Annotated in this window: 17 protein-coding genes, 2 tRNA genes and 1 riboswitch; of the genes, 13 read left to right on the forward strand and 6 right to left on the reverse strand. The window is 45.1% G+C overall.

Translation table 11 applies throughout. From position 1 onward, the window contains the following. Positions 1-6 precede the first annotated feature (6 nt). The 10 genes from AB4232_RS11805 (at position 7) to thiH (ending at position 8,963) form a co-directional block, all read left to right on the forward strand. Positions 7-83, forward strand: a tRNA-Asp gene (locus AB4232_RS11805). Between the two features lie 60 nt (positions 84-143). Further along, a tRNA-Trp gene (locus AB4232_RS11810) sits at positions 144-220 on the forward strand. Between the two features lie 464 nt (positions 221-684). Next, complete coding sequence (locus AB4232_RS11815) at positions 685-2,067, forward strand: multicopper oxidase family protein (RefSeq protein ID WP_372087170.1); 1,383 nt, start codon at positions 685-687, stop codon at positions 2,065-2,067. A gap of 100 nt (positions 2,068-2,167) precedes the next feature. After that, a complete protein-coding gene (crcB, locus tag AB4232_RS11820; RefSeq protein WP_004736665.1) occupies positions 2,168-2,551 on the forward strand; it encodes a fluoride efflux transporter CrcB in 384 nt (127 codons plus the stop codon). Positions 2,552-2,613: 62 nt separating this feature from the next. After that, positions 2,614-2,712: riboswitch (TPP riboswitch) on the forward strand. Positions 2,713-2,841: 129 nt separating this feature from the next. Then, the gene (gene thiC / locus AB4232_RS11825) at positions 2,842-4,791 is read left to right on the forward strand and encodes a phosphomethylpyrimidine synthase ThiC (RefSeq protein ID WP_102495427.1); all 1,950 of its coding nucleotides are present in this window, start codon (positions 2,842-2,844) and stop codon (positions 4,789-4,791) included. Then, complete coding sequence (locus AB4232_RS11830) at positions 4,791-6,083, forward strand: thiamine phosphate synthase (RefSeq protein WP_054543141.1); 1,293 nt, start codon at positions 4,791-4,793, stop codon at positions 6,081-6,083. Before thiC ends, AB4232_RS11830 begins: the two co-directional genes overlap by 1 nt. Next, positions 6,073-6,855 (forward strand): ThiF family adenylyltransferase, encoded by a 783-nt coding sequence (locus tag AB4232_RS11835; RefSeq protein ID WP_372087171.1) that lies wholly within the window; start codon positions 6,073-6,075, stop codon positions 6,853-6,855. Before AB4232_RS11830 ends, AB4232_RS11835 begins: the two co-directional genes overlap by 11 nt. After that, positions 6,852-7,061: a sulfur carrier protein ThiS gene (gene thiS / locus AB4232_RS11840; protein WP_017085664.1), complete on the forward strand. Its 210-nt coding sequence runs from the start codon at positions 6,852-6,854 to the stop codon at positions 7,059-7,061. Before AB4232_RS11835 ends, thiS begins: the two co-directional genes overlap by 4 nt. A 2-nt stretch (positions 7,062-7,063) precedes the next feature. Continuing rightward, complete coding sequence (locus AB4232_RS11845; RefSeq protein WP_017069601.1) at positions 7,064-7,828, forward strand: thiazole synthase; 765 nt, start codon at positions 7,064-7,066, stop codon at positions 7,826-7,828. Between the two features lie 7 nt (positions 7,829-7,835). After that, the gene (gene thiH / locus AB4232_RS11850) at positions 7,836-8,963 is read left to right on the forward strand and encodes a 2-iminoacetate synthase ThiH (protein WP_017093281.1); all 1,128 of its coding nucleotides are present in this window, start codon (positions 7,836-7,838) and stop codon (positions 8,961-8,963) included. A gap of 151 nt (positions 8,964-9,114) precedes the next feature. Here thiH and AB4232_RS11855 read toward each other — a convergent pair whose 3' ends face one another. After that, complete coding sequence (locus AB4232_RS11855; RefSeq protein WP_372087172.1) at positions 9,115-10,905, reverse strand: aminopeptidase P family protein; 1,791 nt, start codon at positions 10,903-10,905, stop codon at positions 9,115-9,117. A gap of 122 nt (positions 10,906-11,027) precedes the next feature. Beyond that, positions 11,028-11,969: a LysR substrate-binding domain-containing protein gene (locus tag AB4232_RS11860; protein WP_372087173.1), complete on the reverse strand. Its 942-nt coding sequence runs from the start codon at positions 11,967-11,969 to the stop codon at positions 11,028-11,030. Positions 11,970-12,070: 101 nt separating this feature from the next. Between AB4232_RS11860 and AB4232_RS11865 the strand changes: the two genes are divergently transcribed. Beyond that, positions 12,071-13,270, forward strand: coding sequence for a multidrug effflux MFS transporter (locus AB4232_RS11865; protein WP_029222012.1), 1,200 nt, complete (start codon positions 12,071-12,073; stop codon positions 13,268-13,270). Between the two features lie 102 nt (positions 13,271-13,372). Continuing rightward, a complete protein-coding gene (locus tag AB4232_RS11870) occupies positions 13,373-13,654 on the forward strand; it encodes a hypothetical protein (protein WP_004736654.1) in 282 nt (93 codons plus the stop codon). Positions 13,655-13,740: 86 nt separating this feature from the next. Here AB4232_RS11870 and AB4232_RS11875 read toward each other — a convergent pair whose 3' ends face one another. The 4 genes from AB4232_RS11875 to AB4232_RS11890 form a co-directional block, all read right to left on the reverse strand. Continuing rightward, the gene (locus AB4232_RS11875; RefSeq protein WP_017085662.1) at positions 13,741-14,199 is read right to left on the reverse strand and encodes a DoxX family protein; all 459 of its coding nucleotides are present in this window, start codon (positions 14,197-14,199) and stop codon (positions 13,741-13,743) included. Position 14,200: 1 nt separating this feature from the next. Next, the gene (locus tag AB4232_RS11880; protein WP_372087174.1) at positions 14,201-14,968 is read right to left on the reverse strand and encodes a DNA-binding domain-containing protein; all 768 of its coding nucleotides are present in this window, start codon (positions 14,966-14,968) and stop codon (positions 14,201-14,203) included. Further along, positions 14,965-15,825, reverse strand: coding sequence for a DUF692 domain-containing protein (locus AB4232_RS11885; RefSeq protein WP_372087175.1), 861 nt, complete (start codon positions 15,823-15,825; stop codon positions 14,965-14,967). The genes AB4232_RS11880 and AB4232_RS11885 overlap by 4 nt, the downstream gene beginning before the upstream one ends. A 64-nt stretch (positions 15,826-15,889) precedes the next feature. Next, entirely contained in the window at positions 15,890-16,150 is a 261-nt protein-coding gene (locus AB4232_RS11890) for a DUF2282 domain-containing protein (protein WP_004736650.1), read from the reverse strand. 263 nt (positions 16,151-16,413) lie between these two features. Here AB4232_RS11890 and AB4232_RS11895 point away from each other — a divergent pair. Beyond that, positions 16,414-16,570, forward strand: a 157-nt coding sequence (locus tag AB4232_RS11895) for a UvrD-helicase domain-containing protein (RefSeq protein ID WP_372087176.1), incomplete at its 3' end; no start/stop codon positions are given.

Genomic DNA, 16,570 nt, shown 5'->3' on the forward strand with positions numbered 1-16,570 from the left:
CACTGCGGAGTGGTAGTTCAGTTGGTTAGAATACCGGCCTGTCACGCCGGGGGTCGCGGGTTCGAGTCCCGTCCACTCCGCCACTTATTCGATAACCTCGCCTAGTGCGAGGTTTTTTCGAATCTGAAGTAATAAAAAGTTTTAGGGGTGTAGCTCCAATTGGCAGAGCAGCGGATTCCAAATCCGCGTGTTGGGAGTTCGAATCTCTCCACCCCTGCCATATACGAAGCCTCAGCAGAAATGCTGAGGCTTTTTTGCATCTGTTGCTTCTACGAAGCAATGTCGTGAGCTGGAACGCCAGCCCGGTCGAATCTCCGGAGTGCTGGCTCAGTCCACCCCTGTCATATATAAGGCTCCAGCAGAAATGCTGGAGCCTTTTTTTATTAGCTTCGACTTATAATGGTTTTACCTAATTCTTCTAATTTGGATATGTTGATATTCGAACCTTCACGCTTCCGTAGTAGTTCGAAGATCTAGTCGAACAGGAAGGTCTTTTGGTTTTCTATATGTGGGATATTTAAGCTGTTACTTCTTGCCTTGGATGATATTTGACCATAGAAGTGTAAGTGCTTACTTATCCCAGCCTCTTTTATAAACAATCAACAGCACAAACCACGCTTCTTTATGAGAATTATTCTCAATATTTTGTTACATTTTGGTCGTTATTACTAAAAGGCAACAAATATGGATATCTCCCGTCGTAAGTTTATTCAATCATCTCTCGCTATATCTGCACTCACTGTACTGCCTGCTTGCTCTATGAAACGGGCGGTTGATGAACAAGGAAAGTATGTTTATGACTTAACGGCAGAGCCTTCAACCGCTGAACTCGTGACGGGGTTTGAGACTAATATTCTAGGCTTTAATGGTCAGACTCCAGCACCAACGATTCGATGTCGACAAGGTGAAAAGGTCACAATTCGTTTTACGAATAAGCTATCAGAGCCGACGACTATCCATTGGCATGGCTTAAGAATTCCTATCGAAATGGACGGTGTTCCCTTCTTAAGTCAGCCACCGATCATGCCAGGTGAAACATTCATTTATGAGTTTACGCCGCCAGATGCTGGCACATTTTGGTATCACCCACATATGAATAGTGTGAAGCAGCTTGGTATGGGCTTAGTTGGTCTTATTATCGTAGAAGAGAATATTCCAGTGCAGTTTGATGAAGAGCATGCACTGATGCTTAAGCATTGGCACGTCGATAAACAGGGTCAATGGAAAGACTTAATGATTCCACGACTAAGTGCTCGTATGGGAACTCCAGGAGAGTGGAGTAGCGTCAATAGTGTTCATGAACCTGTATACCAATTAAAGCAGCACGCAACGACTCGACTGCGTATCGCGAATGTCGATAATACGATCACTTATCCTATTGCTGTCGAAGGGGCTGAGGCATGGGTGATTGCCATTGATGGTAATCCTGTAAAGACGCCATATAAACTGACTCAACATAAAATCGGCCCAGGGATGCGCGTGGATATTGGACTGATAGCGCCCAAAGTAGGCGAGCGAGTTAATGTTCTTCAAATGAAGGGCCGCTTTCCTTTCTCTTTATGTGAGTTCGAGGTAGTAGATTCCCCCCTTACTGAAGGGCGTTTATTGCCATTGTTGCCTCTTAACCCTGTACCTAATCTAGATCTTGCTAATGCTGAAGAGATCGATTTTGTGTTCGAGTGGGAAGGTGCGGTATCACCAGTTTCTAAAGATGGGAAATCGATGCCTAAGTTTTGGCTTACTAATAAAAGAGCATGGGAAGGAATGAGCAAAGACAATATTCCTGAACCGTTGACGACTTTAGAGTTAGGTAAGACTTACATATTCGATCTAAAGAACGTCACCCAATACCATCACCCGATCCATATTCACGGTCATACATTCACTGTATTGGAACTTGATGGGAAGAAAGTTGAAGAGCCTTTCCATACCGATACAGTGTTACTTGGAAAAAACGGGCGAGCTAAAGCTGCATTTGTTGCAGACAACCCTGGCCGCTGGATGTACCACTGTCATGTTATAGAACACATGAAAACGGGTTTAATGGGATATATTGAAGTTAAGTGACACCTGTAACGTTTAATATTTGCGCATGCATTCTTAGTTTCTACCCTCGCTTTTATCGGCGGTAAAGCTAGAATATAGGGACTATTGTTTGGGAGGATTCATGGGTCAGTTATCTATTTTAGGTTTTATTGCCATTGGTGGCGCGTTTGGTGCTTGTTCACGTTACTTGATTTCAGAGTTATGCGTTGTAATGTTAGGACGTGGTTTTCCTTACGGTACGTTGACTGTTAACGTGATTGGTTCTTTGATTATGGGATTGCTCATCGCCGCGTTTGAAAACGAGATGGTCGCGACGGAACCGTGGAGACAAATTATCGGTCTTGGTTTCCTAGGAGCACTGACTACATTTTCTACGTTTTCGATGGATAACGTACTTCTTATGCAGCAGGGCGCTTTCTTTAAGATGGGACTCAATGTGCTACTCAACGTGGTACTCAGTATTTCAGCCGCATGGATCGGCTTCCAACTTTTGATAAAGTCTTAAAACTTTCTTACGATTTGTTAACAACTCGGCTTGGTTTATCCAAGCCGTTTTTATATACTCGATCGAACTTGTCGGAGTGCCATATGGCTGAGACCGTTAACTCGGGATCCGTTGAACCTGATCAGGCTAATACCTGCGAAGGGAACAAGAGTAGATATCTAACTAGAATCCTTCTAGAGATCTATCTCCAGATCACAACTGTATTTCTTACCGTGATCCCTCTTGTAGCATCTAATCCGTCAAGCATTTTTATCCCTATAAATAACGGCTAAAAGCCAAGGAAAAATGCTATGTCGACTCGTAAACAAGCAAGACTGGAAGCGAAGAATTTCATTGATTCTTTATCCGTACAACCCTATCCAAACTCAAAAAAAGCTTACATCCAAGGATCTCGGGAGGACATTCAAGTCCCTGTCCGAGAAATATCACTCGCTGATAGCCTTGTTGGTGGTAGCAAAAAAGAGCCTGTATTCGAACCTAATGTACCCATTCAAGTTTACGATACCTCAGGTGTTTACACAGACCCTACACATCAAATAGACCTGTATAGCGGTCTTCCTAAGTTGCGAGAGCAATGGATTGAAGAGCGTGGTGATACGGAACTGTTAGACGACGTAAGCTCTGTTTACACCAAAGAACGTTTAGAAGATGAAACTCTAGACGACCTTCGCTACGGCAACCTGCCTAGAATTCGTCGCGCGACAGACAACCAATGTGTTACTCAGCTGCACTATGCTCGTCAGGGTATTATCACACCTGAAATGGAGTACATTGCCATACGTGAGAACATGGGACGTCAGAAGTTCGCTGATGAGCAGCTTAACCATCAACACCCTGGCCATAATTTTGGCGCAAACCTACCGAAAGAGATCACCCCTGAGTTCGTGCGTAAAGAGGTTGCTGAAGGTCGAGCTATTATCCCTTCAAACATTAACCACCCAGAATCAGAACCGATGATTATTGGTCGAAACTTCTTGGTGAAGGTGAACGCTAATATCGGTAACTCTTCAGTAAGCTCTTCGATTGAAGAAGAAGTTGAGAAGCTAGTATGGTCGACTCGCTGGGGTGGCGATACCGTGATGGACCTTTCCACCGGCCGTAATATCCACGAGACTCGCGAATGGATCCTACGTAATAGCCCAGTACCAATTGGTACGGTTCCTATGTATCAGGCGCTTGAAAAAGTGAATGGCGTTGCGGAAGACCTTAACTGGGAAGTAATGCGTGATACCTTGATTGAACAAGCCGAGCAGGGTGTTGATTACTTCACTATCCACGCAGGCTTACTGCTTCGTTACGTACCAATGACCGCTAAGCGTGTGACTGGTATTGTCTCTCGTGGCGGTTCCATCATCGCGAAATGGTGTCTTGCTCATCACCAAGAAAGTTTCCTTTATACCCACTTCCGTGAGATCTGTGAGATCTGTGCGAAATACGATGTTGCTCTGTCATTAGGTGACGGTTTACGCCCGGGCTCAATTGCAGATGCTAATGATGAGGCTCAATTCTCGGAGTTACGTACTCTAGGTGAGTTGACTAAAGTGGCTTGGGAATATGACGTTCAGGTGATCATTGAAGGCCCTGGACATGTACCAATGCACCTGATTAAAGAGAATATGGACGAGCAGTTAGAGCACTGCCATGAAGCGCCTTTCTATACTTTAGGCCCATTGACGACAGATATTGCCCCTGGTTATGACCATATTACCTCTGGAATTGGCGCCGCCATGATTGGTTGGTACGGCTGTGCGATGCTCTGTTATGTCACCCCTAAAGAGCATCTCGGCTTACCAAATAAGGAAGATGTGAAGACTGGCCTGATTACATACAAGCTTGCTGCACACGCTGCTGACCTTGCGAAAGGGCACCCAGGCGCACAAATCCGAGATAATGCATTATCTAAAGCACGTTTTGAATTCCGTTGGGAAGACCAATTTAATCTAGCTTTAGACCCTGAAACAGCCCGTTCTTTCCATGATGAAACTCTGCCACAAGAATCCGGTAAGGTTGCTCACTTCTGCTCAATGTGTGGACCTAAATTCTGCTCGATGAAGATTTCTCAAGAAGTTCGAGAGTATGCGAAAGATACAGAACAAGTAGCCGCGGATCAGGCTATCGAGATTAAGATGCTAGATAACCCGTTGGAAGGGATGCGTCAAAAATCACAAGAGTTCCGTGATACTGGCTCTGAACTTTATCATCCTGCAGTAGCCGCAAAAGAAGCTCAATTAGAGGAATAATGACAGTGAAGATACTCATCCCATCTCAAAATATTGAGTTAACGGGAGAGGTGCAGAACTGTCTATTGGTTGCTAAGCGACAAGGCTTGGCAACTGATGCGGTTGAGTTGGGTGTAAGCCCAACTCAATACTTCTCTATCGTTGATTCTCAGCAGGCGTTATCTATTGGCTTCGCTCATGATGTTGATTCATTGGCAGAGTGTAAGTTAGCGGAACTGAACCATGTTGTTGATTACAGTAATTCAGTCGCGTTAACTGACGTTTGTGATGCCTTTACAGAAACTCCGAATACCATCTATATCGGTGTCTCAGATGATTCAGCTGTACTGGATATCTGGTCACACCTAGATGCTAATCGTGTCATCAAGAATGACACTACAGCTCATCAGGAGTTAGATAATCACGGCCATTTTGCCTGGTTACTTACTTTGTTGGCGTTGGAGTTCCCATTAGAAGACGCACTTGTTTTAGCTCGCGCAGCGTCCAATGTTTCACGTGGAACATGGCCTGCACATTACCAAAACTTTCCTATCCCTGTTCTTGAAGATCAACGATTGGACATAAGCGTAGGTTGGGCTAACCAAGGGACATCACTTTCTTTTCCTGAGTTGAGTAAGAGTAGCCTCGGTTTATACCCAGTAGTTGATGATGTTGAGTGGATCGAAAGATTGCTCAAGCTTGGAATCAACACTGTCCAACTACGTATTAAGAATCCACAGCAAGCGGATTTAGAACAACAAGTCGCACGATCTATCGATCTTGGTCGTGAGTATAACGCTCAAGTTTTTATCAATGATTACTGGCAGCTTGCACTCAAGCATGACGCTTTTGGTGTTCATTTAGGGCAAGAGGATATTGAAGAATCAAACCTCTCACAGTTGAGCTTTGCGGGTATAAAGATTGGGTTATCGACTCATGGCTATTACGAGTTGCTACGCATTGTTCAGATTAACCCAAGCTATATTGCGCTAGGCCACATCTTCCCAACAACAACTAAACAGATGCCATCAAAGCCTCAGGGATTGGTTCGTTTATCTCTGTATCAACAGCTGATTGATACTATCCCATACACAGAACAACTCACTGGTTATCCAACGGTTGCTATTGGCGGTATTGACCAATCGACAGCTGAGCAGGTGTGGGAGTGTGGGGTGTCGAGTTTGGCGGTTGTTCGTGCGATTACATTAGCGGAAGACCCCAAAAAGGTGATCGAATTTTTCGAAAAACTGATGGCACCTAAACCTCCAGCTCTCAAAGAAGAGGTTATGCAGGAGCCTAGCTATGCTGAGTGATTTTGAGTTTATTCGTTATCAACGACAAATTGCGTTACCTGAAGTCGGTGAGCAAGGGCAACGAAACCTATTAAACAGCCATGTGCTAGTGATTGGTTGTGGTGGCTTAGGTAATGCTGCCGCTCTTTATCTTGCGGCTTCTGGTGTCGGAAAGATCGTGTTGGTGGATGATGACTGTGTGGATTCGTCCAACCTGCAACGACAAATTGCGTTCAGGGAAAGCCAGTTAGGTTCGCCTAAGGTCGAAGTTCTGAAGCAACAACTGAGTGAGCTTAATGGTCGAAGCCAAGTCAGAACCATCAATCAGCGAATGAGTGACAGTCAGCTTGAACTTGAAGTGATGCTCGCTGATTTGGTGTTGGATTGCACTGATAACTTTGAGTCACGCCAGCAGGTTAACCAAGCGTGTTTCGGCAGCAATACACCTTTGATTTCTGGATCTGCAATCGGTTGGAAAGGCCAGTTTATTGTCTTTGATTATCAGAATCAGAAAGGGTGCTATCACTGTTTGTTCCCGTTCAGTCATCATCCACAAACGACTCGTTGTAGTGATAGCGGCATCATAGGCCCGGTTGTTGGCACCATAGGTAACCTTCAAGCTTTGGCTGCTATTCAACGTTTAACTTGTGGTGAGTTTCAGGTAGCAACACACCAGCTCAAACTGTTCGATGGCCAAACGATGAATTGGCAAAACTTAATGGTCACTCAAGATAGTGAATGTTCCGTGTGCAGTTCGTCTGCTGTTAAGCATTTAGAAGAAGAAATCCAATGAGTCATATAACGATCTCGATAAACGAGCAACCAGAACAGGTCGCGCACTTGTCGTCTCTAGCGGACATTATCCAAGCTCTATCATTACCTGATCTAGGTTGTGTATTTGCAATCAATAATGCGGTTGTCCCGCGCAGCCAGTGGCAACAAACTGTCGTCAATGAAGGCGATGCTATTTCTCTTTTCCAAGCCATTGCAGGAGGCTAACCATGTTAACTATCGCTGATAAAACGTTTCAATCACGACTCTTCACTGGAACCGGGAAGTTCGCAAACAAGCATTTGATGGCGAGTGCTATTGAAGCTTCAGGTTCGCAACTGGCAACCATGGCGTTGAAGAGAGTCGATATTCGCTCTGAGCAAGACGACATTTTACAACCAATCATTGATGCTGGCGTGAACTTGCTACCGAATACCTCTGGGGCGAAGAATGCAAAAGATGCCGTCTTTGCTGCGCATTTGGCTCGTGAAGCGCTAGGCACAAACTGGCTTAAACTGGAAATTCACCCAGATCCAAAGTACTTGATGCCAGACCCAATTGAGACGCTTAAAGCTGCTGAGCAACTGGTTAAAGATGGTTTTGTTGTATTGCCTTACTGTCATGCCGATCCAGTATTGTGTAAACGCTTGGAAGAGGTGGGTTGCGCTGCGGTTATGCCGCTAGGTGCGCCGATTGGTTCAAATAAGGGTATCGCTTCGGCAGACTTTTTAGAGATCATTATCGACCAAGCGAATGTCCCTGTGATAGTAGATGCAGGCATAGGCGCACCATCACATGCTGCTCGCGCAATGGAAATGGGCGCAGACGCAGTGTTAGTGAATACGGCGATTGCGGCTTCTCAACAGCCAGTTGATATGGCGATTGCTTTTAAACTGGCAGTCGAAGCTGGGCGTATGGCTTACCTTGCTGGACTTGCAGGAAAAGTATCTCATGCAGTTGCTTCAAGCCCGTTAACTTCATTCCTAGACGAGTAGTAGTGCTATGACGTTTGTTGATCGATTTAAACAACTCAACTGGGATGACATTGGTATGTCTATCTTCAGTAAAACGGCAGCGGATGTTGAACGCGCTCTGAGTAAACCCAAACGTGACTTAGAAGACTTTAAGGCGCTGATCTCTCCGGCGGCAGAACCTTACTTAGAGCAGATGGCACAACAGTCGTTGGCGCTAACTCGTAAGCGATTTGGCAATACAGTGTCGCTTTACATTCCTTTGTACCTCTCGAATCTATGCGCTAATGCGTGCACGTATTGTGGCTTCTCAATGGAGAACCGTATCAAACGTCGCACGCTTACTTTGGATGAAATTAATGCCGAAAGTGCGGCTATCAAAAAGATGAAGTTCGATAGCGTTTTGTTGGTCACCGGTGAACATGAAACTAAGGTCGGGATGAATTACTTTCGACAGGTGTTGCCGAATATCAAAAAGCAATTCAACTACCTTGCGATGGAAGTGCAGCCGCTTGATCAACATGATTACGCAGAGCTTAAAACTCTCGGCCTAGATGCTGTTATGGTTTACCAAGAGACTTATCAGCCAAGAACTTACGCTGAGCATCATCTACGTGGCAATAAAATGGATTTTGAATACCGTCTTGAAACCCCAGATCGCTTGGCAAAAGCGGGGATCGATAAGATAGGTATTGGTGCCTTGATTGGTTTGGAAGATTGGCGAACCGACTGCTTTTTTGTTGCTGCTCACTTAGATTACTTAGAGCGTACTTATTGGCAAACACGTTACTCAATTTCATTCCCACGTCTTCGTCCGTGTGAGGGTGGGGACTCTGGTGGTGGATTACAGCCTAAATCAATCATGAACGATAAACAGCTGGTTCAGCTTATCTGCGCATATCGACTCTTGAATCCTGAGGTCGAGTTATCCCTTTCTACTCGCGAATCGGCAACCTTTCGTGACAATGTGTTGCCATTAGGAATCACAAGTATGTCGGCGGCTTCTAAAACCCAGCCTGGTGGTTATGCTTCGGGTGAAGAAGAGCTCGAACAATTTGAGATAAGCGACGAGAGAAGTGCTGCTGATGTTGAGTCAATGATCCGACAGCGAGGTTTCGATCCAGTGTGGCGAGACTGGCACAATGCCTATTCTGGTTAATCAACATATTGGTTGATGTTCCACGTGAAACATCGATGTAATGATACAGGCAAATAAAAACGGCTACCTTTGGGTAGCCGTTTTTCTATTTGCTATTTAACTTATTAACCTAGCAAGCTCGTTTTGGTTCAGTTATCTGTCGAGCAAGGCATTAAGCGTTAGCAAGTGGTGTTGTTGATTGGCGTAGCCATTCCAGCGTATCACCTTCAACTAATGGGCTAACATCGTTCCATACTTTCTGATGGTAGTCGTTCAGCCACGCCAGTTCAGGTCGTGTTAGCAAATCAACATTGATGTTGCGCTTATCGATAGGACAACGAGTTAGCGATTCAAACGTCAATACTGCGAAGTCACCTTGAGTTGGAAGTTCAACAACCAGTTCTAGGTTCTCGATACGGATACCAAATTCATCAGCACGGTAGTAACCCGGCTCGTTTGATAACACCATACCTTCAACAAGAGGTACGTCGATCAGCTTCTTAGAGATGCTTTGCGGTCCTTCATGAACACTTAGGAAATGACCAACACCGTGACCAGTACCGTGGTCGTAATCGAAGCCTTCTGCCCATAAGTGCTGACGCGCTAGGATATCCAGTTGGAAACCACGAGTTCCCTGAGGGAAACGTGCACGTGCAATGCCGATATGACCTTTAAGTGCTAGCGTGAACTGCTGGATCATTTCGTCGCTTGGTTGGCCAATCGCGATAGTACGAGTGATGTCGGTTGTGCCGTCTAGGTACTGACCGCCTGAATCGACTAGGTACAGAGTATTCATCTCTAACTGGCCTGGTTCAGGTTGATTCTCGTGGTTGTAGTGACACATTGCTGCGTTACCGCCTGCAGCTGAAATCGTGTCAAAACTTAGGTCCATCAGTGTTGGGTCTTGTTCTCGGAATGATTGTACTTTGTCAGCCAATACCGCTTCGTTGTGTAGGTTACCTTGCGCGACTTCTACGTCAATCCAAGATAGGAATTTCGCCATCGCAACACCATCACGAATGTGACACGCCTTCATGCCGGCAATTTCAGTATCGTTTTTAGCGGCTTTTGGCATTAGACATGGGTCTGCTGCTTCAATGAGATGAGCGCCAGCGTTTTGAAGAACAAGCGTATACCAAGCATTACTTGTGCCTGAATCGACAGATACATTTTTGCTTTCTAAAGATTGAAGGCGCGCTTCAAGCTCTGATGGGTGAGAAACGCGAATACCATTACCAACGTGAGCTTCAAAGCCAGCCGGGATGCGTGCTGGGTCTAGGAAGAAATCGACGCTTTCATCGGCGTGAATGATCGCGTTGGATAACACAACAGGTAGGCGAGATACGTCCAAGCCACGAATGTTAAGCAACCAACATATTGAGTCAAGCTCGGTAAGGATAGCGGCGTCCGCACCTTTGGCTTTTAGTAAGACAGCAATCTCTGCGCGTTTGCTGTCACTTGATTGGCCAACTGCGTCTGTTGCCATTAGGCGAACATCAGACACGACAGGCTCAGGGCGATCAGACCAAAGCTCATCAATCGGGTTTGCTGTTAATGTCGTTAGTTCGACTTTATCAGTCAGCTTTGCTTGTGCGCCTTTCAACCAAGCTGCTGTGTGCATGCGTGGGTCGAATGCAACCTTACTACCTTGTGGCAATGAATTGATGATCCAATCTAAAGCCGGTTCTTCAATAAGGTGGCGATACTCAAATAACTCTGCTGGTACTTGCTTACGAACCTGAACGGTGTAGCGACCATCAACAAAAATAGCAGCAGTTTCACGAGTGATAACAGCGGCACCTGCAGAGCCAGTGAAACCTGTTAACCAGTGAAGTCGCTCGTTATGAGCGGGAACGTATTCACCTAGATATTCGTCTTCGTGTGGAATGATAACGGCATCTAGGTTGTTTGTTTCAAGCCAAGCTCGAACCGCAGCAACGCGTTCAGCAGTGATATTGTGCATCTGTGTTTATCCTTATTGTTAGGGTCCTTGTTAACACCCACAGTCGATATACATGCGAGGGGACTTATTAGGTCAATAAGCTAGCGCTTTTGTTCGTTTGCTGCAAACGCTGTACGCCATTTTTATCTAAGGTGCAGAGTTTTTTCTTTGATGATATCTCGTAGCCAAGTTAATGCTGGGTCATTTTCTCTGTCACGGTGCCAAAACAGAGTGTATGCCATCGGAGGAAATTCCATTGGTAAAGGCACAACCACTAAGTCGAGTTGTTTAGCGACGAGGTAAGTAAAGTGGCTTGGTGCGGTAAACACAAAGTCGGTATAGGTACACAAGCTTGCTGCACTATTGAAGTCTGGAACAGAAATAGCGATATCTCGCTGATGACCAAGATCAGCCAGTTTGTAGTCGAGCAGCCATCGATCGTTCCCATCACATCTTACTTGTACATGACGCTGCGTAAGGTAGGTTCCCAAATCCCATTTACCACTTAGAGCAGGGTGGTTACGCCTTAATACACACATCTGTGCATCACGGTAGATCTCTTGTTCGCAGATGTCGTCTGGCGGCAGCATGGTTAAGCGCGCGTCGTTGATGTCGATGTCTTTGCCTGTGAGTCCGATATCTAACTCACCAAGCTGTAGCTTCTTAAAGGTTTGTTCGGTCCACGCATGGGTGTTGATATTAACCTTAGGTGCTTGTCGAAATATCGCCGGTAAGAAATGAGGAAGAATCAGTGGGTACACACTTTCAACGGCAGCAATGTGAAAGCTATGGTCACTGTTGTTGGGAATGAATGTCTCAGGCTGAGTGAGAACATCAAGTTGGTTGATCAACGTTTCTAACCGAGGCTTGAGGAACACAGCTTTCGGTGTTGGTCGTAGGCCATGAGCACTTCGCGTAAAAAGGGGGTCATTAAATTGTTCACGAAGCTTGGCTAGCGACTTACTCACCGCTGATTGGCTCAAGCATAATCGGTGTGCGGTGCGAGTGACACTCAGCTCTTCCATCAGCACCTGCAAGCAAACCAATAGATTGAGGTCGAGGCGTGATAGTTTCTCGATATTCATGTGAGTTTCCTATTTGGAATAATGCTAATGAGTATATGCCATTTTTGTTCATATCTTTAGTTGGTTATTATGCACCTAAATTAACTCATTCGGAGAATCTTGTGCCTTCTAACGCGCTTCCAACCCCTAGTAAACTGCAGGTTGCTTTATTGGCAATGCTGGTTCTATTTAGCCCTTTGGCTATAGATATTTATCTTCCAGCTCTGCCACAAATTTCAACAGCGTTTCACGTGGAACACGCACTAGCACAAGATACGATTACTTGGTTTTTATTCGCCATGGGTGTCGGGCAATTATTTGCAGGCCCTTTGGCTGATAAGTTAGGACGTCGAACCGTTGCATTGGGAGGTGTTAGTATCTATGCATTGAGTGCTTGCTTGGCGTGGGCAGCTCAATCGATTGATATGATGCTAATAGCTCGGCTGCTACAAGGCTTAGGAGCTTGTGCGACTTCTGTAGCAGCCTTTGCGACGGTTCGCGATCTATTTGGCCCGGAGAAAAGTGGCCGTATGATCAGTTACCTCAATGGTGCAATTTGCTTTATTCCTGCACTAGCACCGATTCTGGGTGCTTGGTTAACGCAACAGTTTGGCTGGCGCTCGAACTTTAGCTTTATGGCTGTGTTCGCTGTCGTGGTTGGCACCATTCTGTTTTTCCAAATGAAAGAGTCTAATCCGGCGACAGAAAAGGTCGCAGTGTTCAAACTTGAGCGTTACTGGTCGGTATTGAAAACACCATCGTTCATCTTCCACGCGACATTGTGCTTAATGGCGATGGCAGTAATCCTTGCTTACGTTACCTCTGCACCTGTTGTGCTGATGGAAAACCTAGGTTTGACGATGAACGAATTTACCTTCTGGTTTGGTATTAACGCGGTTATCAACATCACGGCTGCATTCACGGCACCGAAGTTCATGGACCGTTTTGGCACCTACAAAGCATTGGTTGTCGGTATTTCAACGCTTGGCTTAGCGGGTGTGGTTATGTTGGTGCTTGCTGAGCATGCTAGCGCGATCGCATTCATGCTGCCGATTTTCCTATCTTCAGTTGGCTTCGCTTGGATTCTTGGTGCCGCAGCCGGTAAGGCACTTGAACCTTTTGGTGACCGTGCGGGTACCGCAGCTGCGTTGCTTGGCTTGTTCCAAATGAGCGGTTCTGGACTGCTTGTTGGTACGATGCAACGTCTTGATTTAACGTCTCAAGTGATGATTGCTCTGCAAATGTTCCTTATTGTTCCTGCATTGTTAGTGCTTGCGAGCAAAGCGGGTAAGTCGTGGCACACGACGTTTGCTAAGGCATAAGTCTCAAGGGTGACAAAATATACAAATGGCGGTTTGCGAAACGTTAAAACATGGTATATTTGTCACTCATTGAAACGTTAGTCCCCAACGGAAAATACTGTAATGTCATTAACAACCTACGAAATGGCGCGCATCTTAGAACAAATGGAAGATGCACCTGAAAAGGTCATGTTTGGTAAATTGCTTAAAGAGCTAGGAAACCAAAGTGAAGAGCGTATTCGCAGTGCGGCAAAACAAGTTCCAATTGATACTTTGCGAGATATCATTTACCAATTTCAACGCGTGGTTGAATCTCGTAAAGGTGAACAAGTTCAGCTACTAGCAAAAGAGCTAGCCGAGCAAGGTATCTCTGCTGAAGAGCTACAAGCTTTTCTAAACAAGTAGTTTATTCCAGATAAAAAGAAACCACTCAATTGAGTGGTTTTTTGCGTTTTGGACCTATGTAAATTTAGAGACCATGGAAAAGAGGTTTAGCTTTTGAATTGCGCTTTTAAGATTCTATCAAGTGAAAATGGTCCAGCTCCCCATACCACGACGATAAGAATCATTAATCCCCAAAGCTGATGATCATAGAAGCCTTGTGCCCACAATACAGGGTATGACACGACGGCCATGATATTGAAAACGAACAGCACTGCAGCCATTGGTCGGGTTAACAAGCCAAGCGCTAAGAATACCGGCAGAATCAATTCAGCTGCGGTACCCATGTAAGCGGCCAATTCCCAAGGCAAAAGAGGCACTTGGTATTCCAATTCAAACAAGTAAAGGGTGCTATCCCAAGTGGCTATTTTGGTGAGTCCTGAATTAAAGAAGACCCATGCCACCCATAGGCGACAAAACAGAAGTAGTACGGGAACAAAAAGTGCCTGTGATTTCTCAATCAAACTGTCGTATTGAGCCATCATGTTCGTGACTGTGTTGTTATCCATATTATGTCTCCAATTCGGCATTGATTGAAAAGCCTGAGATGACGTTAAGTGCCATGACAGTATTCAGATGTTGTAGTAGTAAAGGGTCTATCGCTGAGAGCGTTTGACCCGATTGCAATTCAGTTAATAGTTGGTGGCTTTCTTGCGTCAAACGATGGCTCTCAACCTGTGAATTCTCCGCTCGGATTAACACCCCAAATTCAGGTTGGTTGATGTCTAACCCATCGAGTTGTTGCTGGTAGATAGCCTGCTCAAGCGCGATAATCGTATAGCTAGAATTAACTAGCGTTATTGAATCTTTGAGATGAAAGACTAAAGCGCCTTGTTGTTCTTGTGGTACATCAGCTAAACGAGAAAGAGGACGTTGGTCGACATGTGATTCTGAAACGCATCTCACCAAGCTATCTTTTTGCCATTCATACAAAGCCACTTCACCGAGATAAGGTGCAGCCTCGATAACCGCAGGAAAGGCTTGGATAGTTTGTTCAAAGTGTTCACCGTAACTACTGACATCACCAGAGGTTGATGGATAACTTAAGACATGTTGACGAGCCATTTGTTGGAAGCACTCTTCACCAACCAGCATTTCAGTGAGTGGGTAGGTTGCTGCCAGTACTTCGCTCAAGCTAATCACAAAGTTATTTCGGTAGATCTGTATGCGCTGTTCATCGGTAAAGTGGTCGCTCACTATGTCGCAGTGCTCACCATTGTTTTGATAGCGTAGGGCGTTAGCAAACTCCGATTGCACATTAGCTAAAGAGTGGCTCATGATGCGCGACTCCTTTGGTTAAACTTGTCGTGTTGATACAAAATATCACTGGCTTTGGCCGCTTCAGCCAATAAAATTGGTGGCTCTGGGATATCTAAATCCCACTCTATCAAGGTATGGCGCGAACCATGTTGTTCTATCCATTGCGTGTAGAGTTGCCATACTTCGTCACAGACAGGCTTGCTGTGGGTGTCTATCCAGATCTCACCTTGTTCGAGTTTCTTTTTGGTAAAACCTGCCAAGTGAATCTCTTCAACTTTGTCTGCTGGTATTCCATTGAGATACTCTTCACAGCTGAAACCGTGATTAAAAGATGAGACAAAAATATTATTGAAATCGAGCAGTAGGCGACACTCGGTACGCTTTTGTACCTCGGCTAAAAATTCCCACTCTGGGATGGTTGAATGTTTGAAGGCAAGGTAGCTCGATGGATTTTCAATCAGAATAGGGCGTTGCAGGCCGTCTTGAACCTCGATGACATTGCGGCAGAAGACTTCTAACGCCTCTTCGGTATAAGGCAGCGGTAATAAGTCATTGAAGTAATGACCGCCGGTCTGACTCCAACTGAGATGATCAGAAACCAAGAAGGGTTCGATATCATCAATGAGCTCTTTTAATAGCATAAGATGATGTTGGTTGATGCGCTCAACAGAACCTAGTGACAACCCAACACCGTGACAACTGATGTTGTGTGCGTTACGAATTTCTCTGAGTTGTTGGCGTTGCGGTGATTGAGCTAAGAAGTAGTTCTCGCTGTGAACCTCTAACCAACTTACTAAGGTTGGATTTTGGCTAAAGAAGTCCAAGTGCGGTGTTCTAAGGCCAACCCCTGCGTTGGGGTGAAGAGTTTGAGTCACAACGATTCTCCTAACAAGAAGTGGAGGTGAGCTGAGTGTCAGCTCACCATACTAAGCAGCTCAATTATGATGATTGAGTGTTACCACCTGATAATTTGCCACACAGCCCTTTAGGTACGACTACGAATGCATCGGATTGGTTGTCTTCTTTTGCTGTACCCGCACATGAACTTGTTTTGGTTGCACAATCATTTTGGCCAGCTTTTGCCACACCGTAGCATTTTTCTTTTGCCGCTGCTTCAGCAGGTGCTGATGTAAGAACTGCACCGCCGAACGCTAGTACACTTGTGATTGCAGCTGTAACAGCAAGATTAGAATTTTTCATAGTCATTCCCTCTAGGACTTAATAGTATTTTATATCGCAGGTTAATGGATTGTTAACTTGCTTACTAAAAAGGATAGGAAGAACCAGGAAATAATTTCACGACATTATAAGAAATATCAATGTTAATGATGAGTTACCTTTTAAGTTGATGATTTTATGATGTTAATTTTTGAATATTTTTTCTTCTTATTATCCTAAACGCAGCCTAGTGTTTAGGTTATAATCAACTTTTATGTATAAATACCCAGTAGTGAGCATATCCAATGATAGATCCTTCGCTTTTACTCGATGGCCTAAACGACAAACAACGTGAGGCGGTCGCAGCACCTTTAGAAAACCTACTTATTCTGGCAGGTGCTGGCAGTGGTAAAACGCGAGTATTGGTGCATCGTATCGCTTGGTTACAAAGCGTAGAGCAAG

It is taken from the genome of Vibrio sp. 10N.286.46.A8 (genome assembly GCF_041470165.1).
GTDB lineage: Bacteria > Pseudomonadota > Gammaproteobacteria > Enterobacterales > Vibrionaceae > Vibrio > Vibrio tasmaniensis_A.